This is a genomic window from Enterobacter sp. DNB-S2, assembly GCF_019443845.1.
Lineage (GTDB): Bacteria > Pseudomonadota > Gammaproteobacteria > Enterobacterales > Enterobacteriaceae > Enterobacter > Enterobacter asburiae_B.
In genome coordinates this window covers 2,320,115-2,336,543 of sequence record NZ_CP050520.1, presented here as the reverse complement: position 1 = coordinate 2,336,543, position 16,429 = coordinate 2,320,115, and the positions used below count along the sequence as shown (strand labels likewise).

Below are 16,429 nucleotides of genomic sequence, written 5' to 3'. Positions count from 1 at the left end.
TCAGTTGAGGCCGCGCACGGAGGAGATGAACTGCTTCAGTTCCGTGGTCTGCGGGTTGGCGAACAGCGTTTTGCTGTCGCCCTGCTCCCAGACTTTCCCCTGGTGCATAAACACCACGCGGTCGCCCACTTCGCGGGCAAAATTCATTTCATGGGTAACCAGTATCAGCGTCATCCCCTCCGCCGCCAGCTGCTCCAGCACCTTGAGCACTTCGCCCACCAGCTCCGGGTCGAGCGCGGAGGTGATCTCGTCGCAGAGTAAAACTTTCGGCGACATGGCCAGCGCGCGGGCAATCGCCACGCGCTGCTGCTGGCCGCCGGAGAGATTCGACGGGTAGTAATCCAGACGATCGCCTAAGCCCACTTTCTCCAGCATCTGCTGCGCCAGATCGCGGCATTCGGCGGCGCTTTTCTTCAGCACCCGACGCGGGGCGAGCATCACGTTTTCCAGCGCCGTCATGTGCGGAAACAGGTTGAAGCTCTGAAACACCATCCCGACCGAGCGGCTGATTTCGCGCGCCTGAGAATCCCGGTCGGTAATGGTCATGCCGCCCAGCTTGATGCTGCCGTCCTGATAGCCTTCCAGGCCGTTGATGCAGCGCAGCAGCGTGCTTTTGCCCGATCCGCTGCGCCCGATAATGGAGATCACCTGGCCCATGTCGATATCCAGATCGACGCCCTTGAGCACGTGGTTATCGCCGTAGTACTTCTGCACCTGATTAATGGTGATGAGAGGCATTGAATTTCGTCTCCAGATAGCGGCTGTAGCGCGACAGCGGATAACACAGAATAAAGTAGCCGAGCGCCACCAGCGCAAAAACCTTAAACGGCTGATACGTCACGTTGGTCAGCATGGTCCCGGCCTTGGTCAGCTCGATAAAACCGATAATCGACGCCAGAGCGGTGCCCTTGATCACCTGCACGGCAAAGCCGACCGTCGGGGCGATACCGATGCGCAGCGCCTGCGGGGCGACGACGCGAAACAGGGTCTGGCCGAAGGTCAGCCCCAGACAGCGCGACGCTTCCCACTGCCCTTTTGGCAAGGCGCGAATACTGCCAAACCAGATGTCGAGCAGAAACGCGCTGGTGTAGAAGGTGAGCGCCAGCGAGGCGGCGGTCCACGGCGAGACGTCGATGCCGAACAGCGCAACGCCGAAGAAGGCCAGGAACAGCTGCATCAGCAGCGGCGTGCCCTGAAACAGCTCAATATAGCCGCGGATGATGCGCCTGACCGTGCGCCCGCCCGTCAGGCGCAGCAGCAGGAGCGGCAGCGTCACCGCCGCCCCGCCGACAAACGCCACCAGCGACAGCAGCACCGTCCAGCGTCCGGCCAGCAGCAGGTTGCGAATAATGTCCCAGTCGGTAAAGGTGGTCATCATGCCTGCACCCCCAGCCATTTGCGTCCCGCCGCCATCATCAGCTGGCGCAGGGTAATCGACAGCGCTAAGTAAATCCCGGTTGTCACCAGATAAACCTCAAAGCTCAGAAACGTTCTGGACTGGATCAGGTTGGCGGCGAAGGTTAGCTCTTCATACGAGACCTGCGACACCACCGACGAGCCGAGCATCACGATAATGCACTGGCTCACCAGCGCCGGGTAAATGCGCTGCAGCGCGGGCGGCAGCACCACGCGGATAAAGACCTGCAGGCGGGTCAGCCCCAGCACGCGTCCGGCTTCCCACTGCCCTTTCGGCGTGACCTGAATGCCCGCGCGGATAATCTCGGTGCTGTAGGCGCCCAGGTTCACCACCATGGCCAGCAGCGCCGCTTCCCCCGCCGTCATCTTCAGCCCAAGATTCGGCAGGCCGAAGACGATGAAAAACAGCTGCACCACAAACGGCGTGTTGCGGATGATCTCCACGTACGCGCCCCAGATCCGGCTGTACCAGGTTGGGCGCGCGCTGCGGATCGCCGCCCCGAAAATCCCTATCGCCAGGCCGCCGACGGTCGCCATCACCGTCAGCTGAATAGTGACCCACAGCCCCGCCAGCAGCTCCGGCCAGTGCGGCCAGAGCGCGGAGAAATGAAGTTGCTCAGTCATCGGCTCAGGCGCCAAGGTTGGCCGGCAGCGGGGCCTTCAGCCACTGCTCGGACAGGCCGTTCAGCGTGCCGTCCTTGATACCCTGCTCAATCAGCGCGTCCACTTTTGCCTTCAGGGCCGGTTCGTTTTTCTTCAGGCCAATAAAGCACGGCGAATCTTTCAGCATAAAGCTCGGCACCGGAGCTTTATCCGCGTTCTGGCGCGAAATGGCCGCCACCACCAGGTTGCCGGTCGCCACGTACTGCACCTGTCCGGAGAGGTAGGCGGAGAGCGTGGTGTTGTTATCTTCGTAGCGCTTCACGTCCGCGTCTTTCGGCGCCAGGCCGGTCAGCACCATGTCCTCCACCGCCCCGCGCGTCACGCCGATGGTTTTTCCGCTCAGCGCGGCGGCGTCTTTCAGCTCGGCCCCTTTCGGACCAAACACGCCGAGGAAGAACGGCGCGTAGGCGCGGCTAAAGTCGATCACCTTCTCGCGCTCCGGATTTTTACCGAGGCTGGAAATGACCAGATCCACCTTATCGGTTTGCAGGTACGGCACGCGGTTGGCGCTGGTCACCGGCACCAGCTGCAGCTTGAGCTTCATCTGTTTGGCCAGATAGCGCGCCATGTCGATGTCATAGCCCTGCGGCTGCAGATCGGTCCCCACCGAGCCAAACGGCGGGAAGTCCTGCGGAACGGCAATGCGAATGGTGCCGCGCTTCTCGATATCCTGAAGCTGGTCAGCCTTTGCCGGCAGCTGTGTGAAGAGACATGCGGCCCCGGCCAGTGCAATCAACAATTTTTTCATGGTGCTTCCCCGTAACGTTAACATGAAACAAAAGATTCTTTGAGTGTGATTTTGCAACTAATGTGCCAACCAGGGCGAAGCGGAAAATATTCTTGCGAAGCCTGTTAAAACGCGGACGGGTCGAAAAAACGTATGTTTTCCCGACCCGTCAGATGCACCATTTTAATGCAAAGCACCAGCCTGATGCCCCATTATCGCTGTTCGAGTTCGTCCAGCTGCTGGTAGAGGGAGGCAATTTTGTGAATACGCGGACGGCCTTTATCGAGACTGTCATGCAGGAAGGCGTTTGCCAGCAGGTTAATCAGGCTGTTGACCGAGGAGTAGCTGTCATAGGCCGAGACGCTGTCCAGCGGGGCGCAGAGCTGCCAGCTCGCCAGCGGAAACAGGCTGTGCGCCTGCGGCTCGCACATCAGCAGCACCGGAGTACCGCCGCTCTGAAGCTGCTGCATCAGCGGGCGGATGATGCGCGGGCGGCGGCGAAAGGCCATCATGACCACCAGATCGTCCGGCGTTAAATCCACCAGCTCCTCGCTCAGGCTCTGCCCCGGCTGCGGCAGGACCAGCACCTGACCGCGCGCCTGCAGCAGCTGCTGGCGCAGGTGCAGCGCCGCCGGATAGGCGTTACGCATGCCGATAATGACGATGCGCCGCGCCTTCACCATGCAGGCCATCGCGTCGGCAAACTGCTGCGCGTCGAGGGCATTGACCCACTGGGTCAGGTTCGCCATCTCCTGCTTATAGTGGCGCGCCAGCAGCGTATTGCCCTGCACCGCGTCGCGGTTATCGGTGAGCGGCATCCCGCTCTGGCGCAGGGTGCGCAGCTCGTCGCGCATGTCCTTATATTTCTCATAGCCCAGACGCTTAAACAGGCGGCTAACCGTGGCTTTCGACACCCCGCTCAGCTGCGCCAGCTCGGCGCTGTTGTAGCTAATGAGATCGTCAAAATGATCGAAAATAAAGTCCGCCACCCGCTGCTCCTGCGGCGACAGCGACGGGTACTGTGCTTTCAGACGTTCATCCAGTTGTTCCATAGCGCCTCTGTAACTTTTGTTTCATCACATTGTACCTTTTATTATGCGTATTCATTATACGTGCCAGTTTACTGAAACTTTTCTTTCAGAACTGGAACAGCTTTTGCAGCGCCTTGTGACTTTCAGGGTTACGAGGACTCTCTATGCAAAGTAATGTCTCCACGCACGGCATGGCCGTTGCGCCCCACCATCTTGCCAGCCAGAGCGCTCTGGCGGTGCTGCGCGAAGGCGGCAGCGCGATAGAGGCGATGGTCGCCGCGGCGGCCACCGTTGCCGTGGTTTACCCGCACATGAACGGGCTGGGCGGCGATGGCTTCTGGCTTATCGTGCCCCCGGAAGGCGAACCTGTCGCCATTGATGCCAGCGGCGCGGCGGGATCGCGCGCGACGCTCGCCGCCTACGACGGTCTGGCGCATATCCCCCATCGCGGCCCCCGCGCGGCGCTGACCGTCGCCGGCACGGTGAGCGGCTGGGACGAGGCGCTGAAGGTCTCGCGCGAGTTGACCGGCAAGGCGCTGCCGCTGGCTCGCCTGCTGGCCGACGCCATTGACTATGCGCAAAACGGCACGCCGGTTACGGCCTCTCAGGCCCACGCCACGGCCAGCAAATTCGACGAGCTGAAGGACGTCCCCGGCTTCGCGGAAACCTGGCTGGTGGACGGTAAGCCGCCGCAGGTCGGGAGCCGCTTTTACCAGCCCGCCATGGCCACGACGTTGACGCGCCTGGTGGAAGACGGTCTGGACAGCTTTTACCGCGGCCCGCTGGCGGACGTGCTGGCGCACGGCATGGAGACGCTGGGCCTGCCCGTGACGCTGGCCGATCTTAACGCGCACGCTGCACGGCGCACCGCACCGCTGAGGCTGCAGCATCAGCAGGGGGAGATCTTTAACCACGCCCCGCCGACGCAGGGGCTGGTCTCGCTGGCGATACTCGGCATCACCGACCGCCTGAACATGGCCGAGGCCGACGACGCCGATACCATTCACCGCATCGTTGAAGCCACCAAGCTGGCCTTTGGCCTGCGCGATGCCCACATTACCGACCCGCGCGAGCTGAAAACCGATATTCAGGGTCTGCTGGATCCCGCCGCCCTGCAGGCGCTTGCCGACAGGGTTGACGACGGCCGCGCCGCGCCGTGGGGCACCGGAAAAGGCCCCGGCGATACGGTGTGGATGGGAGTGATGGATAACAGCGGGCTTGCCGTGTCGTTTATCCAGAGTATCTATCACGAGTTCGGCAGCGGCGTGGTGCTGCCCGACACCGGCATCGTCTGGCAGAACCGGGGCGCATCGTTCAGCCTCGATCCCAATCATCTTCTGGCCCTCGCGCCGGGCAAGCAGCCCTTCCATACCCTGAACCCGGCGGCGGCGCGTCTTAAGGACGGGCGCGTGATGGTCTACGGATCGATGGGCGGTGACGGACAGCCGCAAACCCAGGCCGCGCTCTTTACCCGCTACGCGATTCAGGGCGTGCCTTTACAGGAGAGCATTTCCCGCCCGCGCTGGCTGCTGGGGCGCACCTGGGGACAAACCTCGGACACGTTAAAGCTGGAAGGACGCTTTACCGCTGAGACGGTCTCACGGCTTCAGGCACTCGGGCACGAGGTGGAAATGTTCCCTGACTTCAGCGAAGCGATGGGCCACGCGGGCGCGATTGTCCGCCACCCCAACGGGCTGTTCGAAGGGGCATTTGACCCGCGCAGCAACGGCGCGGCCGCCGGATTCTGAGGAGAAAACTATGACGACACAACAACCCGACTGGCAGGCGTATCTGGCGCAAATGGAGTCCGTGCTCGGCGTGACGCTGGACGATGCCCGCCGCGCCGAGCTGCAGGTGCAGTTCAGCCGCATAGCAAACATGGCCGCCCCGCTGATGGCGCTGCCGCTCGATGACCGTCTGGAGATCGCAGGAGTGTACAAAGCATGAGGCTACACGAGATGAGTATCAGCGCGATCCAGCATGCGCTGGGCGCGGGCGAGCTGAGCGCTCGCGAGATTGCCCGCCAGACGCTGGAGGCGATTGCGCGCGTTAACCCGCAGATCGGCGCCTGGACCGCCGTGACGGAAGCGCGCATGCTCGCCGAGGCCGAGAGCATCGACACCCTGCGCCGCGAAAAGCGCCCCCTGCCCCCGCTGGCGGGCGTGCCCTACGCGGTAAAAAACCTGTTCGACGTTGCCGGCCACACCACCCTTGCCGGGGCAGAGCTGTTCAGCCAGCGCCCCGCCGCGGCCGCTGACAGCTTCGCGGTGCGCCAGCTGCGCAGCGCGGGCGGGCTGCTGACCGGGATGGTGAATATGGACGCCTACGCCTACGGCTTCACGACCGAAAACAGCCACTACGGCACGACGCGTAACCCGCACGATCTGGCGCGCATTGCGGGCGGGTCTTCCGGCGGCTCGGCCGCCGCCGTGGCCGCCGGGCTGGTGCACTTTTCGCTCGGCACCGACACCAACGGCTCGATTCGCGTTCCGGCCTCCCTGTGCGGCATCTACGGTCTGAAGCCCACCTTTGGCCGCCTGTCGCGATCCGGCAGCCATCCGTTTGTCGCGAGCCTGGATCATATCGGCCCCTTTGCCCGCCGCGTGTGCGACCTGGCGTCCGTCTACGATGCGCTGCAGGGGCGGGACAGCAGCGACGCTTTTCAGGCAGAGAGCTCGCGCGAGCAGACGCGCCCCCTCCTCGATCGCGGGCTTGACGGCCTGCGCTGCGCGGTGCTCGGCGGCTACTTCGCCACCTGGTGCGATGCGGATGCCAGAGACGCCGTGGCGCGGGCGGCGAAGGCGCTCGACGTGCGGGATGAGCTGCAGTTCCCGGACGCCGAACTGGCGCGCTCCGCGGCGTTTATCATCAGCGCCTCCGAAGGGGGAAACCAGTACCTGCCCGCGCTTCGCCGCGAGCCCGAGCGTTTTGAGCCGCACTCCCGGGAACGCCTGCTGGCAGGCGCGATGATCCCCTCCGCCTGGTACATTCAGGCCCAGCGGTTTCGCGCGCACGCCCGACAGGCGTTTAAAACCCTGTTCGCGCAGGCCGACGTGCTGATCGCTCCGGCAACGCCGCGCAGCGCGACGCTCGCGGGTGAGCAGACCATGGAGATTAACGGTCAGCCGCTCCCCATCCGCGCCAGCATGGGGATGCTGACCCAGCCGATTTCATTTCTGGGCCTGCCCGTGACCACCGTTCCGCTGCGTACCGCGCAGGGTGCGCCGATTGGCCTGCAGCTGATTGCCGCGCCGTTTAACGAGCAGGCCTGCCTGCGCGCCGCGCGCGTGCTGGAAGAGAGCGGCATCGCCGACGCCCGTCCGGCGGAGGTGGCCGCATGATGAATCACGATGACATTAACCTGCCGTGGGTGGTTGCCGAGGTGACCGCCGCGTTTTACCGCTATGAAGACGCGCTGGTCAGCAACAACGTTGCGGTGCTGGACGAGCTGTTCTGGCACGACAAAAACACGGTGCGTCTGGGGGCGGGTGAAAACCTGTACGGGATTGATGAAATCCGCGCCTTTCGGGCGGCGCGCCCCGCCGCCGGGCTGCAGCGGACGTTGCGCCACACCGTCATCACCACCTTCGGCGAGGATTATGCGGTGTGCAGCACCGAGTTTACCCGCGAGGGGACGGAACGCATTGGCCGCCAGCAGCAGACGTGGGTGCGGTTTGCCTACGGATGGCGGATCGTGGCGGCACAGGTGAGTTTGATGGTGTAATGAAAAGATGCTTATAGTTACATCCGACGGCAAGCCGGCGACAGAGTGCGACATATAGGGGAATTTTGGTTAAGTCTCGACCGGTGTATGATGGATGAGACAATAACATTATGAACCAGAAGGATTTGATATGTCACAGCAATATACTAACGAACTGACCCCGGAATTAGTCGCCACACTCGCTCGTCCGCCGTTTTCGGCGGAGAAAAAGGCTGTAATATCTGACGATTCCCGTCACACAGTCGAAGCGAAGGAAACATTCATGCATGAACATCCGGTGGTGGAGATTTACCGGCAGAGGGCTGAATTATGTCCATCATGAGAGGGGGTAGCGTTCACGGCAAGAATGTCGGATTACACGGAGATAAAACCTCCTCGGGGGCACAATGTATCGCGGCCCGGCCCGGTATGTCGGTCATGGGGTTGCTGAAACTCTATATCGGCGACAAGACCACACCCTGTCCGAAGTGTGGGGAGGTGGGAGTCATTGTGGACGGGGATCACCGCTGCTCAAACAGTGCCGCTGTTGCGGTGGATGGTGCGGAGATCCGTTGCGGGTGTCCGCAGGGGTCCAATTTTCTGATTGCCCCGGGTACTATCCCGCAGCTTTCAGAGCCAAGCGCCGGGATGGTACCGGTCGCAGCCCCAGAGCCGGAACTGCATGCGCAGACGGCGGAAAAACCTCGCTCTGAACCTCTCCCTCTTCCGGCGCGAATTTACCAGACCACGAGGCAGATGGATGACTATCAGGCCAAGGATATGCGCTACGGCGATCTGGACACGCTGACGCTACGTAACCAGTTTTACATCGACGTGGACAATGTGTCCGCGAAGGTGAACCCTCGAACCCTGAAGCTACAGCCGACAGCGAACACTGCAACACAATATTCCCCTTATGCCATGCAGGATCTTGAACAGCAGCAGCCGTCTGTCAGCAGGGATGAGGTGACGCGCCTGATGTTTGATGAGTTCCGGGAACTGGCGAAGCTGTATTCCTTCCACGGTCCGTATAAGAACATCATCACCGAGATGATTGACCATATGCAGGAGAATCACGGTGCACCATACAGCAGCCCGTTGCTGGACAGGGCGTTGAAGGAGCAGATCCTGAATGACCATTCAGAGAAAAGCTCTTTGCTGGAAATTAAAGATGTTCTGAAACGAGTAATTGACTATGAACATGGATTTATACCACTGGATAAAAAAGGCGATATCTTCGACGAAAATGGAAACCTTAAAGAAATAGGGAAAACTGTACTGCCTAAATTTGACCGGAAGATAGATAACACTAACGGTCTGTTGATCTCTGTACATGACACCTGGTCCACTCATATCACGCTGGTATCACTACTGGTGAGTGGTGACAGCTACCGGGCAACGGTGCATTACCGGATTCAGGATCACTTTGGACTCGATGACGATGATGTACTGAACCCTGTATACCGGGAGTTTCGTATTTTCCGTTTGTGGTTCGCGCTACAGCGTTGGAATGAGTACGGATATAAGCCGTTTATCACTGAGATGAATGCCTCTGTCGAAATTAACGGGAGGCGAGGTGAATAAACGGCTGTTAGCTGGCGCTATTGCGGTAGTAGCTTGTGGTTATGTGCTCTGGCAGCTTTTGACACCAGTTGAAATAGTGGCGGTGCATGAAGGGGATACGATCTTAGTTAGGAATTTCCCGTATCTGAAAAGTCGCCAAATAGCTTGGTGGGAAGCCAACAAAGATATAATTCAGGCGAAATATGGGATACCTAATAAAAGCGAAGGTGGTTATTACAGCGTAACTATTATGGACTTTGGCGACGGTTATCGTATTGTTCGAGGGACGGATGAAGACTCTGATTTAATTTGCTTCGATGAAATGCCCGTAGATGCGCGATGTATCGAAAAACACCCTCGGCTATGGATTATGTCTAGCCAAAATACCGGGCTGTTTTATAGATAATAATACTTACCAAAAGGATCTTCTTGAGATCCTTTTTTAACGCATAATCTCTTGCCCTGTAAACGAAAAAACCCGCCAGTAGGCGGGTTGATCCGGGTTCGTTGAGCTTGCAACTCGGGAAACCGGACGGTAACTGGATCTTTAGCGGAAGACAGTCACCAAATCGCTTCTTTCAGTTAGCCTCTACAAGGCTGTCTGTTTAATAGTAAACGACAGTTTTACTTATGTTGACTATCAGTCTGCCTTCTTCCGCGAACCTTAGTGACCAGTGGCTGCTGCCTGTGGCGATTTGTAGTATCTGTCCGGGTTGGCTCCAGAGTAAAGTTACCGGAACAGGCGCAGCAGTCGGGCTGAACGGGGGGCTCTTGCTTACAGCCCAGCAGGGAGTGAACTATCTAACTGGAACGGGGCGTTGTGATATAGGTAAGGCTTCCACCACAACACGTAGACCTTATGCGGTTTGCCTACGGGTGGCGGATCGTGGCGGCGCAGGTGAGTTTGATGGTGTAAAGCTGAAAAACCTGCCCGGTGGCGCTGCGCTTACCGAGCCTACGATGTCCCGTATGCCCTGTGGGTCCTGTAGGCCGGGTAAGGCGCAGCCGCCACCCGGCTAAACACGGCACACTTACTTCTTAAACGGATGCACCTCCCGCCAGTGATCGGCAATCTGCTGGCGGGTACAGACCCACACCCGCTCGTGCTGCTGCACGTAATCCAGGAACCGCTGCAGCGCGCGAAAACGCCCCGGCCGCCCCAGCAGGCGACAGTGCATGCCGATGGACATCATCTTCGGCGCGCTTTCCCCCTCTTCGTACAGCACGTCAAAACTGTCCTTCAGATACGTATAAAACTGCTCGGCAGTGTTAAACCCCTGCGCGGTGGCGAAGCGCATGTCGTTCGCATCCAGCGTATACGGCACGATCAGGTGCGGTTTACGGGTGCCGTCGCCGCAGGCCACTTCCGTCCAGAAGGGCAGATCGTCGCCGTAGTAGTCGCTGTCGTAGTCGAAGCCGCCGTGCTCCACCACCAGCTGGCGGGTGTTGGGGCTGTCGCGCCCGGTGTACCAGCCCGTCGGCGGCTTGCCGAAAAGGTCGGTCAACACGTGCACCGCCTTGTGCAGGTGTTCGCGCTCCTGGCTGATATTCATGCTCTGATAGTGGATCCAGCGCCAGCCGTGGCTGACCACGTCGTAGTCCGCTCCCTTGATTGCCTCGACGATCTCAGGATGACGCGCCAGCGCCATCGCCACGCCGAAAACCGTCAGCGGCAGGCCGCGCTTTTGAAATTCATTGTGGATCCGCCAGAACCCGGCGCGGCTGCCGTATTCGTAGAGGGAGTCCATCGACATGTGTTTATCCGGGTAGCTGGCCGCGCCGATAATGTCCGACAGGAACTGCTCGGATCCGGCATCGCCGTGCAGAACGTGGTTTTCCGCCCCTTCCTCATAATTGAGCACAAACTGCACGGCGATGCGCGCCTGATTCGGCCACCGCGCGTGCGGCGGGTTGCCCGCGTAGCCGCGCAGATCCCGCGGGTAATCCTGTTCAAAAAGCCCCATTGCCACCCCCAAAAATTAAAATGGATTCAGTGCCTGAAAATGTCCGCTTAACGCTTTTTTCTCCGGGAACGCCAGATCCCCGTGCTTGCTGGTCGACAGCCCCAGCGCCACCAGCGATTCCACCATCTTCACCGCCGCGCTGACGCCGTCGATGACCGGCACGCGCAGCTCGCGCGTCAGCTCCTGCGCCAGCGTCGCCATACCGCCGCAGCCCAGCACGATGGCGCCGCAGCCGTCCTCTTTCAGCGCCTGTATACAGCGCGCGCGCACCTTCTCCTGCGCCACACCGCTGCCGTCTTCCAGCGCCAGCACCGGGAGATCGATAGCGTGCAGCGCCGCGCACCTGTCCTGAAAGCCATACTGGTGCAGCAGATGGCGGGCAATAATCAGCGTGCGCGGCAGCGTGGTGACCACCGAAAAGCGCGTCGCCACCAGCGTCGCCATATGCATGGCGGCTTCGGCGATACCGACCACCGGCCCCTGCGCCAGCTCGCGCGCCGCCAGCAGGCCCGGATCGCCAAAGCAGGCGATGACGTGACCATCGACGCCCTGCTCTCTGCCGAGCTTAACCTGTTCGAGAACCCCCACGGCGGCGATGGCCTCATCAAAGTGGCCTTCTATAGACGGCACGCCCGCGCTGGGGCAGACCGCGAGGATCTCCGTTCCAGGCGCCGCCACCGCGCGGGCCGCCGCGCCGATGGTTTCCGTCATCGCGAGGCTGGTGTTGGGGTTGATCACTTGTATACAGACAGATGACATTACGACTCCTTGTGGCCGGCAAACAGCCGGGCAAAATCGGGCAGGCACTCGCCCGCCCGCTCGAAGCAGAGGCTGGCGACGATATGTTCAAAATGGTGCATTAAGGCATCGCTTAGCGGCTGGAGCGCCTTCTGGCGCAGCAGATCCACAAGCTGTTCGTGATCGTTGCAGCGGCACCCCTGACGCCACGGCGCGCCCCAGGTGGCAATCACCAGCGAGGAGCGCTGGCTCAGGCCGGTCACCATCTCCGTCAGCACCTGGTTGCCGGAGATGGCCTGCAGCTGAATGTGGAAATTGGCGGAGTGGCGGATTGCCGCCGGGCCGTCGTACGCCTCGTGCGCCTGCTGCTCCTGACGAATAATGGCCTCCAGCGCGGCAAGGTGCGGCGGCTGGCAGCGGGCCAGCACGTCCGGCAGGTTGGCGACCTCCAGCAGCGCGCGGGTGCGGAAGATATGCTGCGCCTCTTCCACCGTCGGGCTGGCAACGTGTGCACCACGCTTGGGCGTTAAGGTGACCATTTGCACAGCCGCGAGTCGTTGAAGCACCTTGCGGATGCCCGTGCGGCTTACGCCAAAGACCTCGGCCAGCGCCTCCTCCGGCAGTTTGCTCCCCGGCAGCAGCTGATGTTCGACAATCGCGGTCATCAGTGCCTGAAAGATCGATTCGTCTTTGTCATGCAGGTCTGGCGCGGTCTGCAGGGCGTTTATGTTGTTCATTCACCACTCCGTCTTTTACTCTTCGTTATCGAATCGTATACATAAAAATAAAATATTGCATACAAGATTTATTATTTTGGCCTGGATCCTGCAACACCGTCTGCACTCCCGCTTAACGGGTTTTCATTCACAGGAGCAGGTTTCATGCCAAACAGTCAAAACGCGCAGCAGGGTACGGCCGCTGATTCCGGTGCGGTTTACAGCCCACGTCTTTGCAATGAGGATCTGGCACCGACGCGTGACCAGAACTGGAGCTGGTACAACATCTTTTCGTTCTGGATGTCGGACGTTCACAGCATGGGGGGTTATGTTGTCGCCGCGAGCTTCTTTACGCTCGGGCTGGCAAGCTGGCAGGTGCTGCTGTGCCTGCTGGTGGGGATTTGCATCGTGCAGCTGTGCGCCAACCTGGTAGCCAAACCGAGCCAGATGGCGGGCGTGCCCTACGCGGTAATCAGCCGTCAGGCGTTTGGCGTGTTCGGGGCCAATATTCCGGCGGTGATCCGCGGGCTGATCGCCTTCGCGTGGTACGGCATTCAGACCTACCTGGCCGCCAACGCCCTGATGCTGGTGGCGCTCAAGTTCTGGCCGTCGCTCTCTTCGCTCACTACCGGCGCATTCCTGGGCCTGTCGCATCTCGGCTGGATCTGCTTTGCCATCATGTGGGTGCTGCAGGCGATGGTCTTCTGGCACGGCATGAGCGCCATCAAGCGCTTTATTGATATCGCCGGTCCGGCGGTCTACGTGGTGATGCTGGCCCTCGCAGGCTGGATTGTATACAAGACCGGTTTTGACGGCATTTCCTTCACTCTCGCCAGCAAATCCCTGAGCGCGGGGGAGCAGACCTGGCAGATGATCACCGCGACCGCGCTGGTGGTGTCTTACTTCTCCGGCCCGCTGCTCAACTTTGGCGACTTCTCCCGCTACGGCAAAAGCATGGGCGAGATCCGCCGCGGCAACCGCTGGGGGCTACCGTTTAACTTCCTGCTGTTCTCCATCGTCACCGTGGTGATTGTCTCCGGCACCCAGTCGCTGTTTGGCCGCATGATCACCGACCCGATCGAAACCGTCAGCCGCGTGGGCAACGATCTGGCCGTAGCGATTGGCCTGCTGACGATGATCACCGCCACCATCGGGATCAACATCGTCGCGAACTTCGTCTCCCCGGCATTTGATTTCTCTAACTGCTCGCCGCAGAAAATCAGCTTCCGCACCGGGGGCATGATTGCCGCCGTTGGCTCGATCCTGCTTACCCCGTGGAACCTGTTCAACTCGCCGGAGCTTATCCACTACACCCTGGACGTGCTCGGGGCGTTCATCGGCCCGCTGTTCGGCATTCTGATTGCCGACTTCTACCTGATTAAGCGCGGCAAGGTGTCGGTTGACGATCTGTTCGACGACACGCCGAAGGGCAAATACTGGTACCGCAACGGCTTCAACCCGAAAGCCATTGGCGCGCTGATCCCGTCCGTTGCCGTGGGCCTGGTGATCAGCTTTATTCCGGCCCTGCATGAGGTGGCGAACTTCAGCTGGTTTATCGGCGTCTTCCTCGGCGGCGTGACCTACCGCTGGCTGGCGCGGGAAGATCGCGAGACGGCGGGCGCGACGTCGTTCAGCTCCCGCGTGGCGACGCAAAAAGAGTAACTTCCTCCTTCCGGCCGCAGCTTAGCTGCGGCCCGTTCATTCTGGCACCGTTCTTGCTGCGCCTTATCACCCCGTTATGTACACAATAAGGCAGGAACCATGATGGATTACCAGACAGCGATCCGCGGCGCATTTTTTGATATTGCCCAGGTCTGCGATAGCGCAGACGCGATTGCCCGGCACGCGCGCTACCTTGAGGACGGGGTGCTGTTTATACAGAACGGAAAAATTCTGGCGCACATGCCGTGGCAGGAGGGCGAGCAGTATCTTGACCCCCACAAGGGCTACACCGACCTGCGCGGTAAGCTACTGCTGCCCGGTTTTGTCGATACCCACGTCCATTATCCGCAAACGGAGATGATCGGTGCCTTTGGCGAGCAGCTGCTGGAGTGGCTGACCACCTACACCTTCCCGGTGGAGAGCCAGTTTGCCGATGAAGCCTACGCGAAAGAGATCGCCGAATTTTTCATTCACCAGCTGGTAAGCAACGGCACCACCACCGCGCTGGTGTTTTGCACGCTGCATCCGGAATCGGTCGAGGCGCTGTTTACCGAAGCCCTGCGCCTCAACATGCGCCTAATCGCCGGGAAGGTGATGATGGACAGACACACGCCGGACTACCTGAGCGAAGACGCGAAGCAGAGCTACCGGCAGACGCGGGCGCTGATCCAGCGCTGGCACCACCGGGGACGGCTGGGCTACGCCATTACCCCGCGCTTTGCCCCGACCTCATCCCCCGAGCTGCTCGCCGCGGTCAGCCTGCTCAGAGAGGAGTTCCCGGATACCTGGATGCAGACCCACCTGAGCGAAAACCCCAACGAAGTGGCCTGGGTGAGCGACCTCTGGCCGGAGCACGAGCGCTATCTGGACGTGTATCACCACTACGGCCTGACCGGCGAGCGCAGCGTGTTTGCCCACGCGATTCACCTTCACCACAGCGAGTGGCAGTGCCTGCATGACACCGGTTCGGCGGTGGCGTTTTGCCCCACCTCTAACCTGTTTCTCGGCAGCGGGCTGTTTCGCCTGCCCGCCTGCTGGCAGCACAAGGTGCGGATGGGCATCGGCACCGACGTCGGCGCGGGCACCACCTTCAGCATGCTGCGCACCCTGGGGGAGGCCTACAAGGTCGGCCAGCTTCAGAGCTACCGCCTGCGCGCCAGCGAGGCGTTTTATCACGCCACGCTGGGCGGCGCGCACGCCCTCAGGCTCGCCGATAAGATTGGCAACTTCGCACCCGGCAAAGAGGCGGATTTCGTGGTGATCGACCCTGACGTGACGCCGCTGCAGCGCCTGCGCAATCGCCGCTGTCAGGATATCTACGAGCAGCTTTTTGTGCTGATGACCCTCGGCGACGAGCGCAACATCAGCGAGACCTGGGTCAACGGCGAGCGGGTGTGGTCAACTTCCCCGGTAGGTTGACCATCCGCCGGGCGCAATCACAAACGGCAGATGGAAATGCTCGTCTGCCGCTTCTCCCGTCACAAAATCAATTTGCGCGCAGGGGTATAGCGTGTCGCGGCCGGTTTCGCTAAACCACGCGCCGATCTCCGCCACCAGCCGATAGCGGCCTGCGGGCAGAGAGGGAACGAACGCGGCGATGCGTCCCTGGACGTTGGTCACGCCCGAGGCCAGCGTGTTCCCGTCCTGTTGTAGATGAACCGTCACGCCCTCTGCGGGTTTGCCCGTCGAGATATCCAGAATATGGGTGCTGAGTGTGCTCATTCGCTAATAACTCCTTCCAGCCGTAGCAGCGTAATTTCCCGCAGCTGTTCCAGCGCGGCACGGACTTCCTGCGCGTCGCTGTTCTCCAGCCGCGCGTGCAGCGCCTGTAAAATCTCCTCGCCGCTGCGGCCCTTCGCGCGGATCAGAAACACGCGTCCGAAGCGGGCCTCGTAGCGGGCATTGCCCTCGCGCAGCGCCCGGGCAAGGGCAGCATCGCCTTCATTCACCGCGCCCTGCTCCTGGCGCGACAGCGCCGCCTCCGCCTGTGAACCTGCGGGCTTTTCTCCGATGCGCGGATGGGCGCTCAGGGCCTGCGCCAGCGCCGCTTCGTCCCAGTTTTGCGTCAGCGCGTTTGCCGTACTGAACAATTCGTCCCGGCTGGCGTAGGGCCGCCCCAGAGCCAGCGCATCGGCCCACTCGGGGAGCGCCACGCAGGGGTGAATCAGCGCTAACGCCTTTTCGTGGGGAAGATGATTGAAGTCGTGCAGTGCGATCATAGCGTCTCCTTTATTGTCTTCTTCCTG

The 16,429-nt window shown here is 60.9% G+C and carries 18 protein-coding genes and 1 pseudogene; 9 read left to right on the top strand and 10 right to left on the bottom strand.

Translation table 11 applies throughout. The features are described 5' to 3' along the window. The 5 genes from HB664_RS11005 to hpxU all read right to left on the bottom strand — a co-directional run bounded on the left by HB664_RS11005 (window position 1) and on the right by hpxU (window position 3,858). The gene (locus HB664_RS11005; protein ID WP_217072755.1) at window positions 1–738 is read right to left on the bottom strand and encodes an amino acid ABC transporter ATP-binding protein; all 738 of its coding nucleotides are present in this window, start codon (window positions 736–738) and stop codon (window positions 1–3) included. After that, the gene (locus HB664_RS11000) at window positions 719–1,375 is read right to left on the bottom strand and encodes an amino acid ABC transporter permease (RefSeq protein ID WP_071884868.1); all 657 of its coding nucleotides are present in this window, start codon (window positions 1,373–1,375) and stop codon (window positions 719–721) included. The genes HB664_RS11005 and HB664_RS11000 overlap by 20 nt, the downstream gene beginning before the upstream one ends. After that, a complete protein-coding gene (locus HB664_RS10995; RefSeq protein WP_219940794.1) occupies window positions 1,375–2,040 on the bottom strand; it encodes an amino acid ABC transporter permease in 666 nt (221 codons plus the stop codon). Before HB664_RS10995 ends, HB664_RS11000 begins: the two co-directional genes overlap by 1 nt. A gap of 4 nt (window positions 2,041–2,044) precedes the next feature. Then, window positions 2,045–2,827, bottom strand: coding sequence for a transporter substrate-binding domain-containing protein (locus HB664_RS10990; RefSeq protein WP_023311064.1), 783 nt, complete (start codon window positions 2,825–2,827; stop codon window positions 2,045–2,047). Between the two features lie 191 nt (window positions 2,828–3,018). Beyond that, on the bottom strand, window positions 3,019–3,858 hold the full coding sequence (hpxU, locus tag HB664_RS10985; RefSeq protein ID WP_219940793.1) for a MurR/RpiR family transcriptional regulator HpxU: 840 nt from the start codon (window positions 3,856–3,858) through the stop codon (window positions 3,019–3,021). A gap of 143 nt (window positions 3,859–4,001) precedes the next feature. On the opposite strand from hpxU, the gene hpxW reads away from it, so the two are divergent. The 7 genes from hpxW to HB664_RS10950 all read left to right on the top strand — a co-directional run bounded on the left by hpxW (window position 4,002) and on the right by HB664_RS10950 (window position 9,509). Then, window positions 4,002–5,585 (top strand): oxamate amidohydrolase, encoded by a 1,584-nt coding sequence (hpxW, locus tag HB664_RS10980; protein ID WP_219940792.1) that lies wholly within the window; start codon window positions 4,002–4,004, stop codon window positions 5,583–5,585. Between the two features lie 10 nt (window positions 5,586–5,595). Then, window positions 5,596–5,784 carry an oxalurate catabolism protein HpxX gene (gene hpxX / locus HB664_RS10975; protein ID WP_033145148.1) on the top strand — a complete coding sequence of 63 codons (189 nt, stop codon included), beginning with the start codon at window positions 5,596–5,598 and terminating at the stop codon, window positions 5,782–5,784. Continuing rightward, a complete protein-coding gene (locus HB664_RS10970) occupies window positions 5,781–7,178 on the top strand; it encodes an AtzE family amidohydrolase (RefSeq protein WP_219940791.1) in 1,398 nt (465 codons plus the stop codon). Before hpxX ends, HB664_RS10970 begins: the two co-directional genes overlap by 4 nt. Further along, window positions 7,175–7,561, top strand: a complete 387-nt coding sequence (gene hpxZ / locus HB664_RS10965; RefSeq protein ID WP_023311059.1) for an oxalurate catabolism protein HpxZ — start codon at window positions 7,175–7,177, stop codon at window positions 7,559–7,561. Before HB664_RS10970 ends, hpxZ begins: the two co-directional genes overlap by 4 nt. A gap of 130 nt (window positions 7,562–7,691) precedes the next feature. Further along, window positions 7,692–7,883, top strand: coding sequence for a hypothetical protein (locus tag HB664_RS10960; protein WP_143347263.1), 192 nt, complete (start codon window positions 7,692–7,694; stop codon window positions 7,881–7,883). Further along, on the top strand, window positions 7,871–9,124 hold the full coding sequence (locus HB664_RS10955) for a PAAR domain-containing protein (protein WP_258235887.1): 1,254 nt from the start codon (window positions 7,871–7,873) through the stop codon (window positions 9,122–9,124). Before HB664_RS10960 ends, HB664_RS10955 begins: the two co-directional genes overlap by 13 nt. Further along, window positions 9,117–9,509 (top strand): DUF943 family protein, encoded by a 393-nt coding sequence (locus tag HB664_RS10950; protein ID WP_219940790.1) that lies wholly within the window; start codon window positions 9,117–9,119, stop codon window positions 9,507–9,509. The genes HB664_RS10955 and HB664_RS10950 overlap by 8 nt, the downstream gene beginning before the upstream one ends. 625 nt (window positions 9,510–10,134) lie before the next feature. Here HB664_RS10950 and puuE read toward each other — a convergent pair. The 3 genes and pseudogenes from puuE to HB664_RS10930 all read right to left on the bottom strand — a co-directional run bounded on the left by puuE (window position 10,135) and on the right by HB664_RS10930 (window position 12,542). Beyond that, a complete protein-coding gene (puuE, locus tag HB664_RS10940) occupies window positions 10,135–11,034 on the bottom strand; it encodes an allantoinase PuuE (protein WP_258235894.1) in 900 nt (299 codons plus the stop codon). Next, window positions 10,952–11,826 (bottom strand): annotated as a pseudogene (gene hpxA, locus HB664_RS10935) (allantoin racemase). Before hpxA ends, puuE begins: the two are co-directional and overlap by 83 nt. Further along, on the bottom strand, window positions 11,826–12,542 hold the full coding sequence (locus HB664_RS10930) for a GntR family transcriptional regulator (RefSeq protein WP_010429412.1): 717 nt from the start codon (window positions 12,540–12,542) through the stop codon (window positions 11,826–11,828). Before HB664_RS10930 ends, hpxA begins: the two are co-directional and overlap by 1 nt. 144 nt (window positions 12,543–12,686) lie before the next feature. On the opposite strand from HB664_RS10930, the gene HB664_RS10925 reads away from it, so the two are divergent. Both HB664_RS10925 and guaD read left to right on the top strand, forming a co-directional pair. Then, entirely contained in the window at window positions 12,687–14,183 is a 1,497-nt protein-coding gene (locus tag HB664_RS10925) for an NCS1 family nucleobase:cation symporter-1 (RefSeq protein ID WP_029741848.1), read from the top strand. Between the two features lie 99 nt (window positions 14,184–14,282). Continuing rightward, window positions 14,283–15,602 (top strand): guanine deaminase, encoded by a 1,320-nt coding sequence (gene guaD, locus HB664_RS10920; protein ID WP_196354627.1) that lies wholly within the window; start codon window positions 14,283–14,285, stop codon window positions 15,600–15,602. Here the strand turns inward: guaD and uraH are convergent. Both uraH and uraD read right to left on the bottom strand, forming a co-directional pair. Continuing rightward, window positions 15,582–15,905 (bottom strand): hydroxyisourate hydrolase, encoded by a 324-nt coding sequence (gene uraH, locus HB664_RS10915; RefSeq protein ID WP_048976712.1) that lies wholly within the window; start codon window positions 15,903–15,905, stop codon window positions 15,582–15,584. The two genes, guaD and uraH, sit on opposite strands and share 21 nt — an antisense overlap. Continuing rightward, entirely contained in the window at window positions 15,902–16,402 is a 501-nt protein-coding gene (gene uraD / locus HB664_RS10910; RefSeq protein ID WP_064672247.1) for a 2-oxo-4-hydroxy-4-carboxy-5-ureidoimidazoline decarboxylase, read from the bottom strand. The genes uraH and uraD overlap by 4 nt, the downstream gene beginning before the upstream one ends. Window positions 16,403–16,429: the final 27 nt, after the last annotated feature.